General features: G+C 69.8%; 14 protein-coding genes and 1 pseudogene. 10 read left to right on the top strand and 5 right to left on the bottom strand.

Going from position 1 to position 17,651, the window contains the following annotated elements; translation table 11 throughout:
• Nucleotides 1–111: 111 nt before the first annotated feature.
• The gene (locus CACI_RS27345; RefSeq protein WP_015794111.1) at nucleotides 112–915 is read left to right on the top strand and encodes a PaaX family transcriptional regulator; all 804 of its coding nucleotides are present in this window, start codon (nucleotides 112–114) and stop codon (nucleotides 913–915) included.
• A gap of 69 nt (nucleotides 916–984) precedes the next feature.
• Here CACI_RS27345 and CACI_RS27340 read toward each other — a convergent pair whose 3' ends face one another.
• From CACI_RS27340 to CACI_RS27330, 3 genes are read right to left on the bottom strand one after another with little or no spacing between them, the layout of a single operon-like run.
• A complete protein-coding gene (locus CACI_RS27340) occupies nucleotides 985–3,360 on the bottom strand; it encodes a bifunctional salicylyl-CoA 5-hydroxylase/oxidoreductase (RefSeq protein ID WP_015794110.1) in 2,376 nt (791 codons plus the stop codon).
• Nucleotides 3,357–3,761 (bottom strand): RidA family protein, encoded by a 405-nt coding sequence (locus CACI_RS27335; RefSeq protein WP_015794109.1) that lies wholly within the window; start codon nucleotides 3,759–3,761, stop codon nucleotides 3,357–3,359. The genes CACI_RS27340 and CACI_RS27335 overlap by 4 nt, the downstream gene beginning before the upstream one ends.
• Nucleotides 3,758–4,585 carry an enoyl-CoA hydratase family protein gene (locus tag CACI_RS27330; RefSeq protein WP_015794108.1) on the bottom strand — a complete coding sequence of 276 codons (828 nt, stop codon included), beginning with the start codon at nucleotides 4,583–4,585 and terminating at the stop codon, nucleotides 3,758–3,760. The genes CACI_RS27335 and CACI_RS27330 overlap by 4 nt, the downstream gene beginning before the upstream one ends.
• 170 nt (nucleotides 4,586–4,755) lie before the next feature.
• Between CACI_RS27330 and CACI_RS27325 the strand changes: the two genes are divergently transcribed.
• The 7 genes from CACI_RS27325 (at nucleotide 4,756) to CACI_RS51480 (ending at nucleotide 13,679) form a co-directional block, all read left to right on the top strand.
• The gene (locus CACI_RS27325; RefSeq protein WP_223297249.1) at nucleotides 4,756–5,469 is read left to right on the top strand and encodes an RNA polymerase sigma factor; all 714 of its coding nucleotides are present in this window, start codon (nucleotides 4,756–4,758) and stop codon (nucleotides 5,467–5,469) included.
• Between the two features lie 217 nt (nucleotides 5,470–5,686).
• Nucleotides 5,687–6,745, top strand: coding sequence for a hypothetical protein (locus tag CACI_RS27320; protein ID WP_015794106.1), 1,059 nt, complete (start codon nucleotides 5,687–5,689; stop codon nucleotides 6,743–6,745).
• 747 nt (nucleotides 6,746–7,492) lie between these two features.
• Nucleotides 7,493–8,050 carry an RNA 2'-phosphotransferase gene (locus CACI_RS27315; protein ID WP_041540489.1) on the top strand — a complete coding sequence of 186 codons (558 nt, stop codon included), beginning with the start codon at nucleotides 7,493–7,495 and terminating at the stop codon, nucleotides 8,048–8,050.
• Nucleotides 8,051–8,141: 91 nt separating this feature from the next.
• The gene (locus CACI_RS27310) at nucleotides 8,142–9,677 is read left to right on the top strand and encodes a 3' terminal RNA ribose 2'-O-methyltransferase Hen1 (protein ID WP_015794103.1); all 1,536 of its coding nucleotides are present in this window, start codon (nucleotides 8,142–8,144) and stop codon (nucleotides 9,675–9,677) included.
• Complete coding sequence (locus tag CACI_RS27305; protein WP_015794102.1) at nucleotides 9,670–12,282, top strand: polynucleotide kinase-phosphatase; 2,613 nt, start codon at nucleotides 9,670–9,672, stop codon at nucleotides 12,280–12,282. Before CACI_RS27310 ends, CACI_RS27305 begins: the two co-directional genes overlap by 8 nt.
• Before the next feature lie 145 nt (nucleotides 12,283–12,427).
• The gene (locus tag CACI_RS27300) at nucleotides 12,428–13,510 is read left to right on the top strand and encodes an RNA ligase (ATP) (RefSeq protein ID WP_015794101.1); all 1,083 of its coding nucleotides are present in this window, start codon (nucleotides 12,428–12,430) and stop codon (nucleotides 13,508–13,510) included.
• Nucleotides 13,503–13,679, top strand: coding sequence for a hypothetical protein (locus tag CACI_RS51480; protein ID WP_015794100.1), 177 nt, complete (start codon nucleotides 13,503–13,505; stop codon nucleotides 13,677–13,679). Before CACI_RS27300 ends, CACI_RS51480 begins: the two co-directional genes overlap by 8 nt.
• 274 nt (nucleotides 13,680–13,953) lie before the next feature.
• Here the strand turns inward: CACI_RS51480 and CACI_RS48215 are convergent.
• Nucleotides 13,954–14,388, bottom strand: a pseudogene (locus CACI_RS48215) (hypothetical protein); the annotation flags it as partial.
• Nucleotides 14,389–14,462: 74 nt separating this feature from the next.
• On the opposite strand from CACI_RS48215, the gene CACI_RS27295 reads away from it, so the two are divergent.
• Nucleotides 14,463–15,116 carry a type II toxin-antitoxin system VapC family toxin gene (locus CACI_RS27295; protein ID WP_015794099.1) on the top strand — a complete coding sequence of 218 codons (654 nt, stop codon included), beginning with the start codon at nucleotides 14,463–14,465 and terminating at the stop codon, nucleotides 15,114–15,116.
• Between the two features lie 216 nt (nucleotides 15,117–15,332).
• On the opposite strand, the gene CACI_RS27290 is transcribed toward CACI_RS27295, so the two are convergent.
• Complete coding sequence (locus tag CACI_RS27290) at nucleotides 15,333–16,577, bottom strand: tyrosine-type recombinase/integrase (RefSeq protein WP_015794098.1); 1,245 nt, start codon at nucleotides 16,575–16,577, stop codon at nucleotides 15,333–15,335.
• Nucleotides 16,578–16,915: 338 nt separating this feature from the next.
• Between CACI_RS27290 and CACI_RS48210 the strand changes: the two genes are divergently transcribed.
• Nucleotides 16,916–17,182, top strand: coding sequence for a helix-turn-helix domain-containing protein (locus CACI_RS48210; protein ID WP_223297248.1), 267 nt, complete (start codon nucleotides 16,916–16,918; stop codon nucleotides 17,180–17,182).
• Nucleotides 17,183–17,651 lie beyond the last annotated feature (469 nt).

Here is a 17,651-nt window from a genome sequence, read left to right as displayed (position 1 = left end):
CGACCGGCGCGGTATCTTGCTGCCGACACAGCGACCGACTCCGCCAGGGAGAAACAGCAGCCAGTGAGCGCACTGTCGAAGACCGAAGGCGCGTCAGCCGAGGCCACCGCCATGAAGGCGCCCACGCCCCGGTCCTTGATCGTGTCCTTCTTCGGCGCCTACGGCCGCGAACTCGGCGGCTGGATCGCGGTCGCGGACCTGGTCACCCTCCTGGGCCGACTCGGCGTGGACGCCCCAGCCGTCCGCTCCGCGGTGTCCCGCCAGAAGCAGCGCGGCTTCCTGCAGGCACGCCAGGCCGACGGCGTCGCCGGCTACTCGCTGTCCCCCGAGGCCGAGGAGATCCTCGCCGACGGCGACCGCCGCATCTACCTGCGCCAGGACGTGCAGCTGTCCGACGGCTGGGTCCTCGCGGTGTTCTCAGTACCCGAAACCGAGCGCCACCGCCGCCACCTCCTGCGCTCGCGCCTGTCCCGCCTCGGCTTCGGCACCACCGCCCCCGGCGTCTGGATCGCCCCCTCCCACCTGGCCGAAGAAGCCCGGCACACCCTCGAGCGGCTGGAGCTTGCGGCCTACGTAGACCTCTTCCACGCCGACTACCTCGCCTACGCCGACCTGCGCGACTCGGCAGCACGCTGGTGGGACCTCGGCGCGGTGCAGGCCGGCTACGCGGAGTTCTCCGCGCAGTTCCTCGCCACCGACACGGACACCGATTCCGCCGACGACGCCGACGCATTCGCGACCTACCTGCGCGCCTTGGACGCCTGGCGCCGCATGCCCTACCGCGACCCCGGCCTGCCGCCGGAGCTGTTGCCGCAGGACTGGCAGGGAACACAGGCCGCGGACATCTTCTTCGGACTGCACGACCGCCTGCGCGGACGCGGGCTGAGCTACGTGAAGAGCGTGGTGTCCAGGTAGCTATCAGGTGGCTGATGCTTAAGGCGCTCACCTCATGACTGTGGTGGGCGCTTCGGCGTTACGCATTGCCTACCCGCCAGACCGCTCACCCGGCCGCCACCGAGCGTGCGCTGTCCCCTCGATCCCCTCTCGGATCAGCTCCAGGCGGGGGCGCGGGCCGTCGGTGCGGCCTGATGCCGGTTTGCGGGCGCCGGCGCGGAAGGGGTTGGGCCAGGCGGCGGCTGGGCCGGTGTAGTCCTGGTCGGCGGCTGCGTGGAGGGTCCACTGGGGGTCGTACAGGTGCGTGCGGCCTAGGGCGCAGAGGTCTGCGCGGCCGGCTAGGAGGATCGAGTTCACGTCGTCGTAGGAGGAGATGGCTCCGACGGCGATGGTGGCGATGCCTGCTTCGTGGCGGATGCGGTCGGCGTAGGGGGTTTGGTATGAGCGTCCGTATTCCGGTTGCTCGGTGGGGGTGACCTGGCCGGTGGAGACGTCGATGGCGTCGGCGGCGTGGGTGGCGAAGGCTTGGGCGATCTGGACCGATTCCGCGCCGTCCACGCCGCCGGGGACCCAGTCGGTCGCCGACACGCGGACGGTCATCGGGCGCTCGGCGGGCCAGACGGCGCGTACCGCGTCGAAGACCTCCAGCGGGAAGCGCAGGCGGTTCTCCAGCGAGCCTCCGTACTCGTCGGTGCGCTGGTTGGTCAGCGGCGACAGGAAGCTGGAGAGCAGGTAGCCGTGGGCGCAGTGCAGCTCCAGCAGGTCGAAGCCGGCGCGGACGCCGCGTTCGGCGGCGGCGGCGAACTCGGCCTTGACCGCGGCCAGCTCCGGGACGGTGAGCTCGTGCGGGACCTGATTCACCCCGGGCTTGTACGGCAGTGGCGAGGGCCCGACCACCGGCCAGTTCCCGTCCGGCAGCGGCTCGTCGATGCCCTCCCACATCAGCTTCGTCGAGCCCTTGCGGCCCGAGTGCCCCAGCTGGAGCCCGATGGCCGCGGTGGACTGCGCGTGGACGAAGTCCACGATCCGCCGCCACCCGGCCTCCTGCTCTTCGGTGTACATCCCGGTGCAGCCCGGCGTGATCCGGCCGTCGGCGGAGACGCAGACCATCTCGGTCATCACCAGCCCGGCGCCGCCGAGCGCCTTGGAGCCCAGGTGGACGAGGTGGAAGTCGTTCGGCATGCCGTCGCCGTGCGCCGAGTACATGTCCATCGGCGAGACGATGACGCGGTTCTTCAGCGTCAGCTCGCGCAGGCGGAACGGCCGGAACATCGGGGGCGTGGCGTCGCCGTTCACCTCCGCGACGAACTCCGGGTCGCGCAGCTTGAGGTTGTCGTAGGTGACCCGGCGCGAGCGTGTGAGCAGGTTGAACGCGAACTGCAGCGGCTCCTGCTCGGTGTAGCGGCCCAGGTCCTCGAACCAGCGCAGGGAGGCTGCCGCGGCGCGCTGCGTGGAGGCGACGACCGGCCGCCGCTCCGCCTCGTACGCCGCCAGCGCCGAGGCGGTGTCCGGGTTCTCGTGCAGGCACGCCGCCAACGCCAACGCGTCCTCCATCGCCAGCTTCGTGCCGGAGCCGATCGAGAAGTGCGCGGTGTGCGCGGCGTCGCCGAGCAACACGATGTTGCCGTGCGACCAGTGCGCCGTGGCGACGGTCGCGAAGCTGAGCCAGCGCGAGTTGTTGGCGATCAGCCGGTGGCCGTCGAGCATGTCGGCGAACAGGTCCGCGATCTGCGCGATGCTCTCGTGGTCGCTCTCGCCGGGGGCGAAGTCGCGCCCCGCCGAGCGGTCGAAGCCGGCGGCGCGCCAGACCCGCTCGTGCATCTCCACGATGAACGTCGAGCCGTGCGCGTCGTAGGGGTAGCCGTGGACCTGCATCACGCCGTACGGCGTCGGCTGGACCTGGAAGCGGAAGGCGTCGAAGACCAGGTCCGTGCCGAGCCACATGTAGCGGCAGTCGTGGGTGCGGACCGAGGGCTGGAAGGCGTCGGCGTACTTGGTGCGGATCGCCGAGTTCACGCCGTCGGCGGCGACCACCAGGTCGTACTCGGCGGACAGCTGCTCGGTCGGCGGCGCCGGGGTCAGATAGCGCACCGCGATGCCCAGGTCCGCGCAGCGCTGCTGGAGCATCTGCAGCAGGCGGACCCGGCTCAGCGCCGCGAAGCCGTGGCCGCCGGAGGTCACGACCTTGCCGCGGTAGTGCACGTCGATGTCGTCCCAACGGGCGAACTCGGCGGCCATCGCCTCGTGGATCTCGGCGTCGGCGTGCTCGATGCCGCCGAGCGTCTCGTCGGAGAAGACCACGCCGAAGCCGAAGGTGTCGTCGGCGGCGTTGCGCTCCCAGACGTCCACGACTGCCGCCGGGTCCAGCTGCTTGGCCAGCGCCGCGAAGTACAGCCCGCCGGGACCGCCGCCGACGATCGCGATCCGCCGGGCGCCGCCGGGGCTCACGGCGCCGCCCGGACTCACGGCACCACCGCGACGCCGGTCAGCTCCACCAGCGCCGCCGGGTCGAACAGGCCCTTGACTTCGAAGAACGCCATCGCCGGGTAGTGCTTGCCCAGGTGGCGGCGCCAGATCGCGCCGAGCTCCTTGAGGCTCGCGCGGTACTGCTCGGCGTCGGTGGCGAACACCGTGACGGTGACCAGGTGCTCCGGCGCCGCGCCGGCGGCGCTCAGCGTCGCGGCCATGTTGGCCAGCGCCAGGTCGAACTGCTCGGCCAGCGTGGACGTCGGGTCCACGGTGCCGTCCGGGTGCAGCCCGGCCTGGCCGCCGAGGTAGACCGTGCGGCCGGGCGCCGCCGCCACGGCGTGCGAGAACCCGACCGCCGGCGCCAGCTCCGGCGGGTTCACCAGCTCGTGCGGGGTCATCGGCCCTCCCACTTCGGCGTCTCCTTGGCGTTGAACGCGCGGTGGAACTCGGCGTGGTCGCGGGTGTTCATCAGCAGCGCCTGGACCGCGGCGTCCATCTCCAGCGACGGCGACAGGCCCATGTCCAGCTCGCGGGTCAGCAGCATCTTGGTCTGCGCGTAGGCCAGCGCCGGACCGTCGGCCAGCCGCCGGGCCAGCGCGGTGGTCGCCGCCTCCAGGTCCTCGTCCTCGACCAGCTCGCTGACCAGGCCGTACTTGTCGGCCTCCGGCGCCTTGACGGTGTCGCCGAGCATCAGCAGCTTGGTGGCGTTGCCCAGCCCGGCGATCCGCGGCAGCAGGTAGGCCGCTCCCATGTCGGAGCCGGACAGCCCGACCTTGGTGAACAGGAACGCGAAGCGCGCCGAGCGCGCCACGATCCGGAAGTCGGCGGCCAGGGCCAGCACCGAGCCCGCGCCGGCGGCGATGCCGTGGATCGAGGCGATCACCGGGATCGGGATCTCCCGCAGCGCGCGCACCACGTCGCCGGTCATGCGCGTGAAGGCCAGGTGCTCGTCGGGGCGCATCGCCAGCAGCTCGCCGATGATCTCGTTGACGTCGCCGCCGGAGCAGAAGCCCGGACCCTCCCCGCGCAGCACCAGGACCCGGGTGTCGCCGCGGTGCGGCAGCTCGGCGAGCAGGTCGCGCAGGTCGGCGTAGGCCTCGAAGGTCAAGGCGTTGATCTTGTCGGGGCGGTCGAGGGTGACGGTCGCGATCCCGTCGGCGTGCTCCACGCGGAAGTGCTCCCACGTAGTGGTGAACGGGACTGAACCCCGGAACGGGCTCATCGGTGTCCTCCCGGTGGTCTGTGGACGGTCATCACCAACATATGACTGTCGTCAAGGAAACGCCATACCTCCAGGTGGCGTGTCGCCGCGTCCGGTCAAGGACGGCGCCGCCGGACGTGTATCGTTCGGGCGGCGACAAGCTGTAGCAGGGGCGGTCTGTGGCGGCGGCGGTGCTCGCGCACACAGGGTGCGGGCACGCACGGTTCGAGGAGGGGTACGGCTTGGCCTGGGGCGATCTGGATTCCGCCCTGGCCGCGGCCCGCCGCGGCGAGGAGAGGGGATTCGCAGAGCTTTGGCACGGCCTGCACCCGCCGCTGCTGCGCTACCTGCGCGCCGTGGTCGGCGACGCCGCCGAGGACGTGGCCAGCGAGACCTGGCTCCAGGCAGCCAAGGACGTGCGCGGGTATCGTGGCGACGCGGCGGGGTTCCGCGTCTGGCTGTTCCGGGTGGCGCGCCACCGCGCCCTGGACGAGTTGCGCAAGACCTCCCGCCGCAAGGAGGACAACGGGGACGTGGCCGAGTACGTCACCGACTGGCCGGCGCCCGACGACACCGAGCAGGCCGCCGCCGAGCGCGAGGACACCGAGCGCGCTTTGCGGCTGATAGCCCGGCTGCCCAAGGACCAGGCCGAGGCGGTGCTGCTGCGGGTGGTCGCCGGGCTGGACGTGGCGCAGACCGCCAAGGTGCTGGACAAGCGCGACGGCGCGGTGCGGATCGCGGCGATGCGCGGGCTCAAGCGGCTCGCGGCGATCCTGGCCGAGCAACAGGCCGACGGCGTCGGCCACGACACGGGGGACGGCGGGGGGATGGAGGGCACCGGGGACGCGGGGAGCGGCAGGGCCGGCCGGGGCTCGCGCACGGTGAAGGGTGCGGAGTATGGCTGAGCTCAGCGACGATGAGGCGGAACGCTTGTTGGAGGCGTTCCGGGCCGCGGGTCTTGCTCCGGCACCGATTCCCACTCCGGATCGACAGTCCGGTGTCGGAACCGGTGACCGGTCTTCCGCGCCTTCTGCGTCTTCTGCGTCTTCCAAGCCTTCCGTCCCTGGTCCGGCGGCTCTTCCGACTGCGGGAAATTCTGCCGTCGCCGAATCGGTACCGCAGATGCCATACTCGCCCGGCTGGGACGGCGCCGGCGATGCCACCAACGGCGCGCACGCCCCAGCGGGATCTGAAGGTCCGGCGGCCCTGGACGGGACCCGCCGGCCGGACGGGCACGCAGGCTCGGGGGACAACGGAGGTGGCACGACCGTGAGCAGCGTGGACTTCCTCGCGGACCTCGGGCCGTCGGCGGACACGCGGGCGGTGGCGCGGGTCCTGGCCGCGGCGACCGCGCCGCCGTGGCCGCATGAGCTACGGGGTTACGAAGCAGCGCGCAGGGCGTTCGAGAACGCCGGGGCGACACCGGTCCGGCGCAGCGCCGCGGTGCCGTTGCGGCGGCTGATCGGCGTGAAGCTCGCCGCCGTCGCCGGGGCGCTGACCGTCACCGGCGTGGCGGTCGCGGCCGAGGCCGACGTCCTGCCCTCGCCGATCCAGCGGGCCGCGCACCAGATGCTCGGCGGCGTCGGCGTGCCCGAGCCGGATCCGGAGTCGCGCGCCGGGCAGACGATGGCGTCCTCGTCGCAGCCCTCGCAGGTGCCGGGGGCGTCGTCGAGGCCGTCGACAGGACAGCTGGGCGCACCGCACGGCTCGCAGAGCCCTGACCAGGCCTCCGCAGACCCCTCCAGCAGCGACGGTCTGCTGCCGGGCACCCCGGCCGGCACGGCGGACTCCTCGGCGCCGAGCACCTCCGCCTCGGACGCCGCCGAGGCGCTGACGCTGTGCCGCGAGTACGCGACACACAAGAAGGGCAACGGCAACGGCGGGCTCAGCGAGCACGACCGGCGCAAGCTCGTCGCGCTGGCCGGCGGCGCGGACAAGATCGACGCGTACTGCGCGCAGGTTCTCGCGGCGGCGCCGACCCCCACGGTTCCGCAGCCGACCGGCGCCGCGAGCACCTCGCAGCCCGCGCCGTCCACGTCCGCCCCGCCCTCGCCCTCGCACGATCACAAGCCCGCCGCGAGTACGTCGTCCTCCAGCGCCGGGGCGGCGTTCGGGCCGGCGGTCAGCTCCTCGAGCGCGGCGCACGCCCACGTTCCCGACCCGACCCGCCGCGGCCGCTGACGCAGCCCTCTGACCTGCCGAAGTAACGGCAGCGGGGCGCGGCGCGCCTTTTCCCGCAAGAGGGATCGCGGCATGCGAGCCCGGCCGAACCCATCCCTGCCGGCCGGTCCTCCAGGCTGTGCCCCGCTGCTTTCCGCGGCGGGGCACAACCATCAGCATTCGGCGAAGGACGACGGACGTGCAGACCCCGACGGGACGACCAGACGCCGTGCCGCCTGTTTCGCCGGGCGGGACTCCGGGGCAGAGCGCGCCGTCGGAGCCTCGCCCCGCGGAGGCGGAGCCTTGTTTCGCGGGCGGGAGGCTTCGTGTCGCGAGCTGGCAGCGGTGCTTCGCGAGCGCCGAGCCGTGCTTCGCGGAGGCGGAGCCTCACCGTGCGAGTGCGGACGACCCGCGACGCGCCACACCGCCCCCGCCTCCGTCCGCGCCGCCCAGCCCCGACGGATACCCCGGCCACTCGGTGCGTCCCACCGGCGCGCCGCCGCCTCCGCCCGGCCCTGGCCGCCCTCCCCGGCGAGTGCTTTCGTCGCAGGTCAGCAGGGGGTGTAACGCCAGAGCGAACCGCGACGCCTGTATTAGCGGCGAGAAGGTGGCATCTCGTACAGCGTTCGGCTCCGGAACCCGTCGCCCATTCCCGGCGGGGCCCGGAGCCGAATGCATTTACCGGGCAGGTGTTCGGTAGCCGCCCTCGGTGGCTCATCTCAAACTCTGTTGCGATCTGCGCCGCGCGTGCGGGACCTTGGTCGCGTTATGAATGAGAAGAACATGATCCGCTTGTCGAAGCGGATGTCGAGCTGGCTGCGCCACCACCCCGAGGCGATCGGCCTGGAGATGGACGGCGCGGGGTGGGTGCGGGTGGACGAGCTGCTCGCCAAGGCGGCGGCGCGCGGGCAGGCTTTCAGCCGGGCCCAGTTGGAAGAAGTCGTCGCCGAGAACACCAAGAAGCGCTTCGAATTCGACGAGACCGAGACGCTCATCCGGGCCCGTCAGGGTCATTCGATACCGGTCGAACTCGGCTATGCGACGGCTGAGCCGCCGGAGGTGCTGTTCCACGGGACGGCGCAGAACACGCTCACACTGATCTGGCGCGACGGGCTGCTCCCGATGAAACGCCATGCGGTGCACCTCTCGCCGGACAAGGAGACGGCCGTGAAGGTCGGATCCCGGCACGGCAAGCCGGCGGTCTTGGCCGTCGCCGCCGCGCGCATGCACGCCGAGGGCTACACGTTCTTCGTGACGGGGAACGGTGTGTGGCTGACCGACGCCGTGCCGGCGGAGTACCTGCGCGAGGTTCCGGCGCTCGGCTGAGTACCGGTTCGGATGCTGGTTCGAGTGCCGGTTCGTATAACGGTCTGAATACTGGTTTGCCGGGCGGGACCTGGTCCGACACGATCGTGCAATGCTCCTGACGATTACCGCGACGCCGCCGCCCGGCGCCGAGTGGCCGGCCACCGACCTGGGCTTCCTGCTCCACAAGAACCCCGACCGGGTCCAGGCCTTCGACGTGACCTACGGCAAGGCCCATGTGTTCTATCCAGCCGCCGGTCCTCAGGAGTGCACCGCCGCGTTGCTGCTCGAGGTGGATCCGATCGCCCTGGTGCGCGGCCGCGGCCGCAACGCCCCGGACTTCGCGCTCTCGCAGTACGTCAACGACCGGCCCTACGCGGCGTCCTCGCTGCTGGCCTCCGCCCTCGGGAACGTCTTCCGCACCGCCCTGCGCGGCCGCTGCGACCAGCGCCCGGACCTGGCCGCCACCGCCCTGCCGCTGCGCGTCGAGGTCCCGGCGCTCATCTGCCGCGAACCGCAGCTGGCGGTCGAGCTCTTCGAGCCGCTGGGCTGGACGGTCGCGGCCGAGCCGGTCGCCCTGGACCCGGCGTTCCCCGAATGGGGCGCCTCGCGCTACACGAGCCTGACCCTCACCGGCACCCTGCGCCTGTCCGAGGCGCTGTCGCACCTGTTCGTCCTGCTGGCCGCCCTCGACGGCGCCAAGCACTACTGGGTCGCCAGCGACGAGGTCGACAAGCTGGTCCGCGCCGGCGAGGGCTGGCTCGGCGCCCACCCGCTGCGCGGCATGATCGCCCGCCGCTACCTGGCCCGGCGCCAGCCGCTGGTCCGCGAGGCGCTGGCACGGCTGGCGGAGGTGGACGACGTCGAGCCGGAGGTACTGGACAACGCGGTGGGGTTCGACGGCGAGCCGGTGCAGGAATCCGCTCCGGACGCCGTCCCGGCGAAAGAACGCAAGCTGTCGCTGGCCACCGCCCGCCGCGAAGCCGTCGTCGAGACCCTGCACGAGGCCGAAGCCTCGCGGGTCCTGGACCTCGGCTGCGGCGAGGGCGCACTGCTGCGCGACCTGCTGAAGGACAAGGCGTTCACCGAGGTCGTCGGCATCGACGTCTCGGCGCGCGCCCTCCAGATCGCCGCCCGCAAGCTCCACGTCGATCGGCTGCCCGACCGCGTCAAGGCCCGCCTGACCCTGCGCCAGGGCGCGCTGACCTACACCGACGCGCGGCTCGCCGGCTACGACGCCGCGGTCCTGATGGAGGTCATCGAGCACGTCGACGCCCACCGCCTCCCCGCGCTCGAGCACGCCGTCTTCCGCGCCGCGCACCCCCGCGCGGTCGTGGTGACCACGCCGAACGTCGAATACAACGCGCGCTACGAGACCCTGGAGGCCGGCCGCTTCCGGCACAGCGACCACCGGTTCGAGTGGACGCGTGCGGAGTTCCGCGCCTGGGCCGAACGGGTCGCCGCGGCGCACGGTTACGACGTCCGCTTCAAGCCCGTCGGCGAGGTCGACCCGGAGCTCGGGCCGTCCACGCAGCTCGCGCTGTTCACTCTCGCCAAGAGCCCGACCAACGAAAACCTGACCAACGAGAACCTGACCAACGAGAACCTGACCAACGACAACCCGAAGGAGGCCTCGGCAGATGTCTGACCCGACCACCACCGAGCTGCCCCTCGCGGCGCCCGAGCTGCCCCTCGCCGTCCCCGAGCTGTCCCTGGTCGTCCTGATCGGCAGCAGCGGCTCCGGCAAGTCCACCTTCGCCCGCAAGCACTTCCGCCCCACCGCGATCGTGTCCTCCGACGCCTGCCGCGGCATCGTCTCCGACGACGAGAACGACCAGTCCGCGACCCCCGAGGCCTTCGCGCTCCTGCACCACATCGCCGGCGTGCGCCTGCGCCGCGGGCTGCTGACCGTCGTCGACGCCACGAACGTGCAGACCAAGGCACGCGAGGCGCTGGTGAAGCTGGCGCGGGAGCACGACGTGCTGCCGATCGCGATCGTGCTGGACATCCCCGAGCGGGTCTGCGTGGACCGCAACGCTGAGCGCGCGGACCGTGCGGACCTGCCCGCGCGCGTGATCTCCCGGCAGCGGCGCGAGCTTCGCAGCGGCCTGCGGAACCTGGCGCGCGAGGGCTTCCGCAAGGTGCACGTCCTCAAGAGCGTCGAAGAGGTCGACCAGGCCGTCATCGCCTACGAGAAGGCGTACAACGACAAGCGGGAGCTCACCGGTCCCTTCGACGTCATCGGCGACGTCCACGGCTGCCGCTCCGAGCTCGAGACCCTGCTGACCACGCTCGGCTACGCCCTGCTGCGCGACGACCTCGGACGTCCCGTCGACGCCGTGCACCCCGAGGGCCGCACCGCGGTCTTCGTCGGCGACCTGGTCGACCGCGGCCCGGACACGCCCGGCGTGCTGCGGCTGGCGATGGGCATGGTCGAGGCCGGCAACGCGCTGTGCGTCACCGGGAACCACGAGAACAAGCTGGTGCGCGCGCTCGACGGCCGGAAGGTGAAGGTCGCCCACGGCCTGGCCGAATCGCTGGCGCAGCTGGACGCCGAGGACGAGGACTTCCGCAAGCGGGTCCGCGCCTTCTGCGACGGGCTGATCAGCCACTACGTCCTGGACGGCGGCAAGCTGGTCGTCGCGCACGCCGGACTCAAGGAGGAGTTCCACGGACGCGCCTCCGGGCGGGTCCGCTCCTTCGCGATGTACGGGGAGACCACCGGCGAGACCGACGAGTTCGGGCTGCCGGTGCGCTACCCGTGGGCGAACGACTACCGCGGCACGGCGATGGTGCTCTACGGGCACACGCCGGTGCTGAACCTGGAGTGGGTCAACAACACGCTGTGCCTGGACACCGGCGTGGTGTTCGGCGGCAAGATCAGTGCTCTGCGATACCCGGAGCGCGAGCCGGTGTCGGTGCCGGCCGAGCAGGTCTGGTACGAGCCGGTGCGTCCGCTGGCGGCGACGACGTTCGCCTCCGGCGCCGGCGTGGTGCGGCGCGACCCCGGCGTGCTGGACCTGGACGACGTGCTCGGCCGCCGGACCGTCGAGGCGCGCCACCTGGGCCGGGTGACGGTGCAGGAGGAGAACGCCGCGGCGGCGCTGGAGGTGATGAGCCGCTTCGCGGTGGACCCGCGCTGGCTGGTCTACCTGCCGCCGACCATGGCGCCGTGCGGCACCTCCACGCTGCCGGGCTTCCTGGAGCACCCGGCGCAGGCGTTCGCGGCGTACCGGGAGGAGGGCGTCGGGGAGCTGCTGTGCGAGGAGAAGCACATGGGCTCCCGCGCGGTGGTCGTGGTCGCCCGCGACGCCGACGCCGCGCGGGCCCGCTTCGGCGTCGAGGACGGCAGCACCGGCGCGGTCCACACGCGCACCGGCCGCCCGTTCTTCGACCGTCCCGCGCAGATCGAGGCGGTCCTGGCGCGGGTGCGCTCCGCGGCCGACGCCGCCGGGCTCTGGTCGGAGCTGGAGACGGACTGGCTGCTGCTGGACTGCGAGCTGCTGCCGTGGTCGGCGAAGGCGATGGGGCTGCTGCGCGACCAGTACGCGGCGGTCGGCGCGGCGGCGCGGGTGTCGCTGACGGCTGCCACGGCGGCGCTGGAGGCTGCCGCGGCACGCGGGCTGGAGGTCGCGGAGCTGGCCGGGAGGCAGGAGCGGCGGCTCGCGGACGCGGTCGCGTTCACGACCGCCTACGGCCGGTACTGCTGGCCGGTGGACGGTCTGGAAGGACTGCGCCTGGCGCCGTTCCAGATCCTGGCTTCGCAGGGCACGAACCACGCCGTGACCAAGGGCAACGACTGGCACATCGCGTTGGCCGACCGCCTGGCCGCCGCCGACCCGGAGTTCTTCACCCGCACCGAGCGGCGCGTGGTGGACCTGGCCGACGAGGCATCGGTCGCCGAGGCGACGGCGTGGTGGCAGACCATGACCGCGGCCGGCGGCGAGGGCATGGTGGTCAAGCCGCTCCACGGCTTCGCCCCCGGCCCGCGCGGCCCGGTCCAGCCCGGCGTGAAGTGCCGAGGCCCGGAGTACCTCCGCATCATCTACGGCCCGGAGTACCTGGAACCGGCGAACCTGGACCGCCTCCGCAACCGCAGCCTGGGCCGCAAGCGCTCCCTGGCCTCCCGCGAATACGCCCTCGGCCTGGAGTCGGTGGAACGCTTCGTCAGCGGCGAGCCCCTGTGGCGCGTGCACGAGGCGGCCTTTGCCGTCCTGGCGCTGGAGTCCGAGCCGGTGGACCCGCGGCTGTAGGGCGGGCGCTCAGTCGGCGCGGGGTGGACGCGGGGTTCGGAAATCCATTCGAACTGGCGGCCCGTCACCTCTACCGTCGTGGTCAAAGTCCTGATCGGAAAACCTGATCGGACCCGCGACCACCACGAAACGAGGACGGGCCGCCATGTCGACCCTGCGAGTCACCGCCGAACCCCTGACGATCCACGGTCACCCTGACGCCGACGCGTTGGAGTTGGCGCAGGTCGGGCTCTACCGCGCCGTTGTGGCCAAGGGCGCCTACCGGACCGGTGACTTCGCGATATACATCCCCGAGCAGTCCGTGCTTCCGGCCGGGCTGATCGAGGAGCTGGGACTGACCGGGCGGCTGGCGGGGTCGGGCAAGGACCGGGTGCGGGCGATCCGGCTGCGCGGGGAGCTGTCGCAGGGCATCGTGTGCCGGCCGAAGGCGCTGGCGGGGGTCGATCTGGCTGCCGCGCACGCTGCCGGGGAGGACTTCGCCGAGCTGCTGGGCGTCGTGAAGTGGGTGCCGCCGGTGCCGGTCACCATGTCCGGGGACGTGGTCTCCGCCGCCGACCTGCTGCCGTGGACCGACATCGAGAACATCGCGCGCTATCCCGGGATCTTCGAGCCCGGCGAGCCGGTGTCCGCGACCGAGAAGGTGCACGGAACGTGCTGCCTGCTCACGTACCTGGCCCAGACCGGCGAGTATCTGGTGTCGTCCAAGGGCTTCGGGTCCAAGTACCTGGCTCTGGTCGAGAGCGACAAGAACCTGTACTGGCGGACCGCGCGCGCCCACGGAGTCCCGGAAGCCGCCGCGAAGATCGCCGAAGCCTACGGCGCGCGCCGGGTCGGCATCTACGGCGAGGTCTACGGCAAGGGCGTGCAGGACCTCGCGTACGGCGCCAACGCCCAGAGCACACCGGGCTTCGCCGCGTTCGACGTCTGCCTCGACGTCGAGGGCACCGTGCGCTGGCTCGGCGCCCCGGAATGGTCCCAGGCGCTGAAGGACACCGGCATCGACATCCCGCTGGTGCCCACGCTCTACGAAGGCCCTTACGATGAGGCGCTGCTGCTGGCTCTGGCCTCCGGCAAGGAGACCGTCAGCGGCACGAGCGCCCACATCCGCGAGGGCATCGTCGTGCGCTCGCAGCAGGAGCACGGCAACGCGGTGGTGGGGAGCCGCACGATCGGCAAGATCGTGTCGGCAGAGTACGTGACGCGCAGCGGGGGGACCGAGTATGAGTGAGCAGACGAAGGCGGGGGAGCGCATCGAGCGCCCCCTGCTCGCCGACGTCCTGGACCCGCAGGACCTGGACCGCGAGATCGCCGCGGAGAAGGTCACCCGCCGCGCGCACCCGACCCTGCCGCTGTCGATCTACTCCTACAGCCGCGCTTGCCAGTACGAGCAGTACTAATTATCGAATCTAGTCGAGCGGGAAGTCGGCGGATTGGGTATGCGGACGTGGGTCGGTTCTGGGCATTCCGTCGGCCTGCCATCGCGATGCGACTTCCAGACCGGGCTGGGGGTGCAAGGTGAAGAACATGCCTTGCCCCAGCGCGGCCCGGAAAGGACAAGCCTGCATGTCCGACAGAAGGCTCAGAACCTCAGCCCGCACTATGTGGCGGTAGCCACGGGGCAGGGCATCGGCAGGTCTTGACGCGCGTAGAAAACGCCGCTTCCAGACAGCCTCAGGGTTGCTGGTAGCCCAGATCAGTAAGCAGAGTATCGGTGGTGATGACCTCGATCCCGCGATCTCGAGCACGGTTGGTCAGGCGGCGTTCATTAGTGAAAAGTGCACACTTTTCGAACTCAGCCGTTACGGCGATCAGGGCGTCACGAGTGTGATCGATGTTGCCGGACCTGAGTGCCTCGGTACCGTCTGCATCTTCACCGAGGCGAGAGAAGTGGAGTCGAGAGAAGTCGAGGACCGTTGCGCCCGTTGGGACAAGCGTGCCCAGGTCGCACAGAATCAGTAGCAAGAAGCTGCGCCGTTCCAAATCTGGGATGGCTGCAAGCTCGTCGATGTTAACGTGAGTGATCAGTAGTTCAAGATCACCACCGTCAACCGCTGCTCGCACCACCTCGTAGGCTCCGCGGCGGTCCGCGATGGGGTCGATTGCGTTGGAATCGAGTACGAGGCGTCACATCCTGCGGATGCTACTCCTAATTCTGATCTGTATTAGGGGATAATGGAACAGTGACAACATTCGAGCGCGGTCAGAACCTTGTCGGAGTCCAGTACTACCTCGACAGCAACGTCCTCATCGACTTCCTGGACAACACTCAGACCCCGTCGGACATCAGCAACCTCCTGAGGTTTTGGACCGAAGGTTGGATTGGGTTAGCCCGTACTGACGTTGTGGACACCGAGCGGACCGATGGCCAAGATGACGAGACCGTCGCGAGACGCCTGGCTGAGACGGCTGACTTCCCAGAGACGTACGGACCCGCAGTATGGGGCCACTCCCGGTGGGACCGCAGCTATTACGCGACCGGGGAAGACGAGATGCGACTTAACGCCGTGTTCGCGATGCTATTTCCGGGTAAGGACCGGAATGCAGCGAACAAGAACGATTTGCGGGACGCAATGCACGTGTCCACCGCAATCCGCTACGCGGGATACGCCTTCGTCACTAGCGATATAAAGCTTGTCAAGAAGGACTCTGTCATCCAGAACTTGTCAGGCTCAGCTGGCATGCGAATCTGGACTCCAACTCAAGCTCTCAGTGAAACACGAAGCCGGGTCGCCGCGATGCGGAAGTTGCACAGCCTTCTGCCTGAACGCGGTCCACTTCCCGAATGGCCTGCAGAGGCTGATATCGGCCAGGGAGCGAACGGCGGCGTTGAGTAAACTGATTGAAGCACGGATCTGCGTGTTACGGAGGTTGCCGTCGCGGACTGGCTTTGAGCCGTGAAAGGTCGGCCAACGACTACCGATGACGACAAGTAAGGACGACACCAGTGCGGATCAAATTTGCCAACTCGAACGTTCAGGCAGATGGCGAAACAGCGTGTTCAATCCGAGCAGTGCCGATTATCGAAATAACCTGCCTGTGTTGGCACCTTGTCAGTCCATGGTCCGTTTGACTTGAGTTCGCTCGAAGGCTCGTTCAAGGGTCCCAGTCACAGCGCCGACGTATCTGTCCGATGTGATGCGGATGGTGGAGTGTCCGGCGAGCTTGGAAATGTCGGGTAGGTCGAGCTTCCATTCGACGAGCGCAGTGGTGCAGAAGACGTGCCGGAGTGTGTGCCAAGTCCAACGACGGCCTGACTCGGGAGTGCGCCATCCAGCCGCCGCAAATGCTGGCTCTGCGATGGACGAGTAGAAGCTGCAGGCGTACATGTACTTGCCGCCTCTGGCGGGGAAGAGTAGCGCGTTGGGATTGGAACCGGCGTCCCGTTCAGCTCTCGCCTCACTGATACGACGGGCGAGCATGTCGGCGAGACGGTAGCCGTCCGGCGCCATCTCAGGGAACAGGGTCGTGCGGATGATGCCGTTCTTCGGTAGCTCGATGGTCTGCTTGCCGTTGACTTCGATGACCTTCCGCAGGACGGCGATCGTGCGTCTTGTCGAATCCACGTCGTCGGCCGAAAGCGCGAGCATTTCGCCGCGTCGGATACCTGAGTAGGCCGCGACGTACGGCATCAACTCACGCCACCAGAGGCATAGCCTCTTCTGCTGTGTGGCCAAGGCGAGTGCCGACACATCCTGATGGCGCGGTAGCGAGGCCATGTCGATGAAGTCGGAGCTCTCTCCGCAGATCCGCGCTCTCGGAGTGGGGCGAGGACGATCGCCGGCCTGCCAGTGGACGACAGTCGGCAATGGCTCAGTGAGGAACCCCACGCTGCTGCCGACCTTGATCAGCCCTGAGATGAACGTTCGCATCCGGGCGCCCGTAGTCGCGGTATTTGCGCGGTTGACGATTTGCTGCATATGCCACGTCTCGATGGCTCGGCACGGCACCTCGCCGATCACCTCGCGCGCCTTCCTTCCGAATCGCTCCTGATCTGCTCGATAGGAGCTCGACCACTGCCTGTCAGTCGGTAACCGGTCGGGAGAGAGGTAGTAAGCGATGAGGTCGGCGCCTGACGCTGCCTCGAACCGGGTGAGGTCGGGGAGACCCGCGAGCCGGCGCTTGACCGGATCGAGCTTGCGCGCCAGCCCGTCCTCGTCGACGGCCTGGCGATACTTGCGCCTACCGTCGCGATCGTAATAGGCGGCGCGCCACGGGTCGTCGTCGTGCACCGGAGGATAGATGGTGATGCCATCGAGGGTCTTAATGATCCCGCTGCTGCTCCGGATGCCGCTCACTGTGCGCCTCCCGCCGACAACGTCGAGCACTTCTGGACGCGTCGGAGCGCGCCGACGGTCCAGGACGACTTCTTGGGCAAGGCCGTCAGGACCTGCTGCGGAGTATTCATGCGAGGGACGGTCCGCAGCCACCCCCGGTCCTGCAACAGGCACATGATCTGACGAACCGCCGTCGCTCCGTGACTGTCGCGGCAGCCAGAACGATTGCAGCCTTGTGCCCATGTCCGGATGCCTTTCGGTCGTGCATTCGCGTGCAAAGAGCGACGTCGTAGCCGCGTCGAATCGATTATGCACAGCTGTTCATGGTTCGCTGATCTTCGCGCCGATTCAGTCGAGTCGTGTCATCTGCCGACGATCCACCCGACCCGCGACTGCTTGCGCTCGGCCTGCGCATCCGGACGCTTCGTGAGGCGCGGCAGTTGAGTTTGGAGGAACTCGCCCACCTCAGCGACATGAGTTTTCGCGGACTGATCTATATCGAGCATGGACGTCGCAATGCGGGCGTGCTGACCCTCCTAAAGATCGCCGAAGGATTGCGTGTGTCGCCCAAGGACCTGTTCGATGGTGAAGCTCACGAATGCCAGAACGAGGGCGGGTCCGCGTAGCGAATCGTCGGTCTCCCCGATGAGGGCTGCGCGGTCCAGTGCTTCCTGCCAGCCCGTATCCGTGGACACAGGAGGGGTGTCTGACATGACCGCCAGCACCACCATGAACACCGCCGTGCTGGACGGCGCGCCCGTGGCTGTTCAGGTGCCCGCTGGGTCGTGATTGACGCGGTCCAGGCCCGCCAGGTACGCACGGCCGAGATGATCGTCGAGGACGTGCCCCCATGGCCGACGCGGTCGGCGACGTCAAGGGGGTCGCGAAGGCACACGACGTGCGGGTGGCGCTGCGGCGGCTCAGCCCGGACCGCCGGCCGCGCTGTTCGAGATGTTCTACCGCGACCTCGCGGCGCGGCAGGCCGCCGACGTACTCGGGGTGCCCGAGGGGACGGTCAAGTCCCAGTGCATTACGCGTTGCACGCCTTTCGGGAGGCGGAGCCGTTGCTGAGTGCGGAGGCCTTGGCGGCGGCCT

This window comes from Catenulispora acidiphila DSM 44928 (assembly GCF_000024025.1).
Classification (GTDB): domain Bacteria; phylum Actinomycetota; class Actinomycetes; order Streptomycetales; family Catenulisporaceae; genus Catenulispora; species Catenulispora acidiphila.
Note: the sequence above shows the minus strand (reverse complement) of the source record. Positions and strands in the feature narration are given on the sequence as shown.

What these genes read in the sequence shown, in the direction of transcription:
- CACI_RS27330 (WP_015794108.1), bottom strand. Translation starts at nt 4,585, where the DNA reads ATGAGCCCGTTCCGGGGTTCAGTCCCGTTCACCACTACGTGGGAGCAC.
- CACI_RS27300 (WP_015794101.1), top strand. Translation starts at nt 12,428, where the DNA reads ATGTCGACCCTGCGAGTCACCGCCGAACCCCTGACGATCCACGGTCAC.
- CACI_RS27345 (WP_015794111.1), top strand. Translation starts at nt 112, where the DNA reads ATGAAGGCGCCCACGCCCCGGTCCTTGATCGTGTCCTTCTTCGGCGCC.
- CACI_RS27305 (WP_015794102.1), top strand. Translation starts at nt 9,670, where the DNA reads ATGTCTGACCCGACCACCACCGAGCTGCCCCTCGCGGCGCCCGAGCTG.
- CACI_RS27320 (WP_015794106.1), top strand. Translation starts at nt 5,687, where the DNA reads ATGCCATACTCGCCCGGCTGGGACGGCGCCGGCGATGCCACCAACGGC.
- CACI_RS27310 (WP_015794103.1), top strand. Translation starts at nt 8,142, where the DNA reads ATGCTCCTGACGATTACCGCGACGCCGCCGCCCGGCGCCGAGTGGCCG.
- CACI_RS27335 (WP_015794109.1), bottom strand. Translation starts at nt 3,761, where the DNA reads ATGACCCCGCACGAGCTGGTGAACCCGCCGGAGCTGGCGCCGGCGGTC.
- CACI_RS51480 (WP_015794100.1), top strand. Translation starts at nt 13,503, where the DNA reads ATGAGTGAGCAGACGAAGGCGGGGGAGCGCATCGAGCGCCCCCTGCTC.
- CACI_RS27315 (WP_041540489.1), top strand. Translation starts at nt 7,493, where the DNA reads ATGAATGAGAAGAACATGATCCGCTTGTCGAAGCGGATGTCGAGCTGG.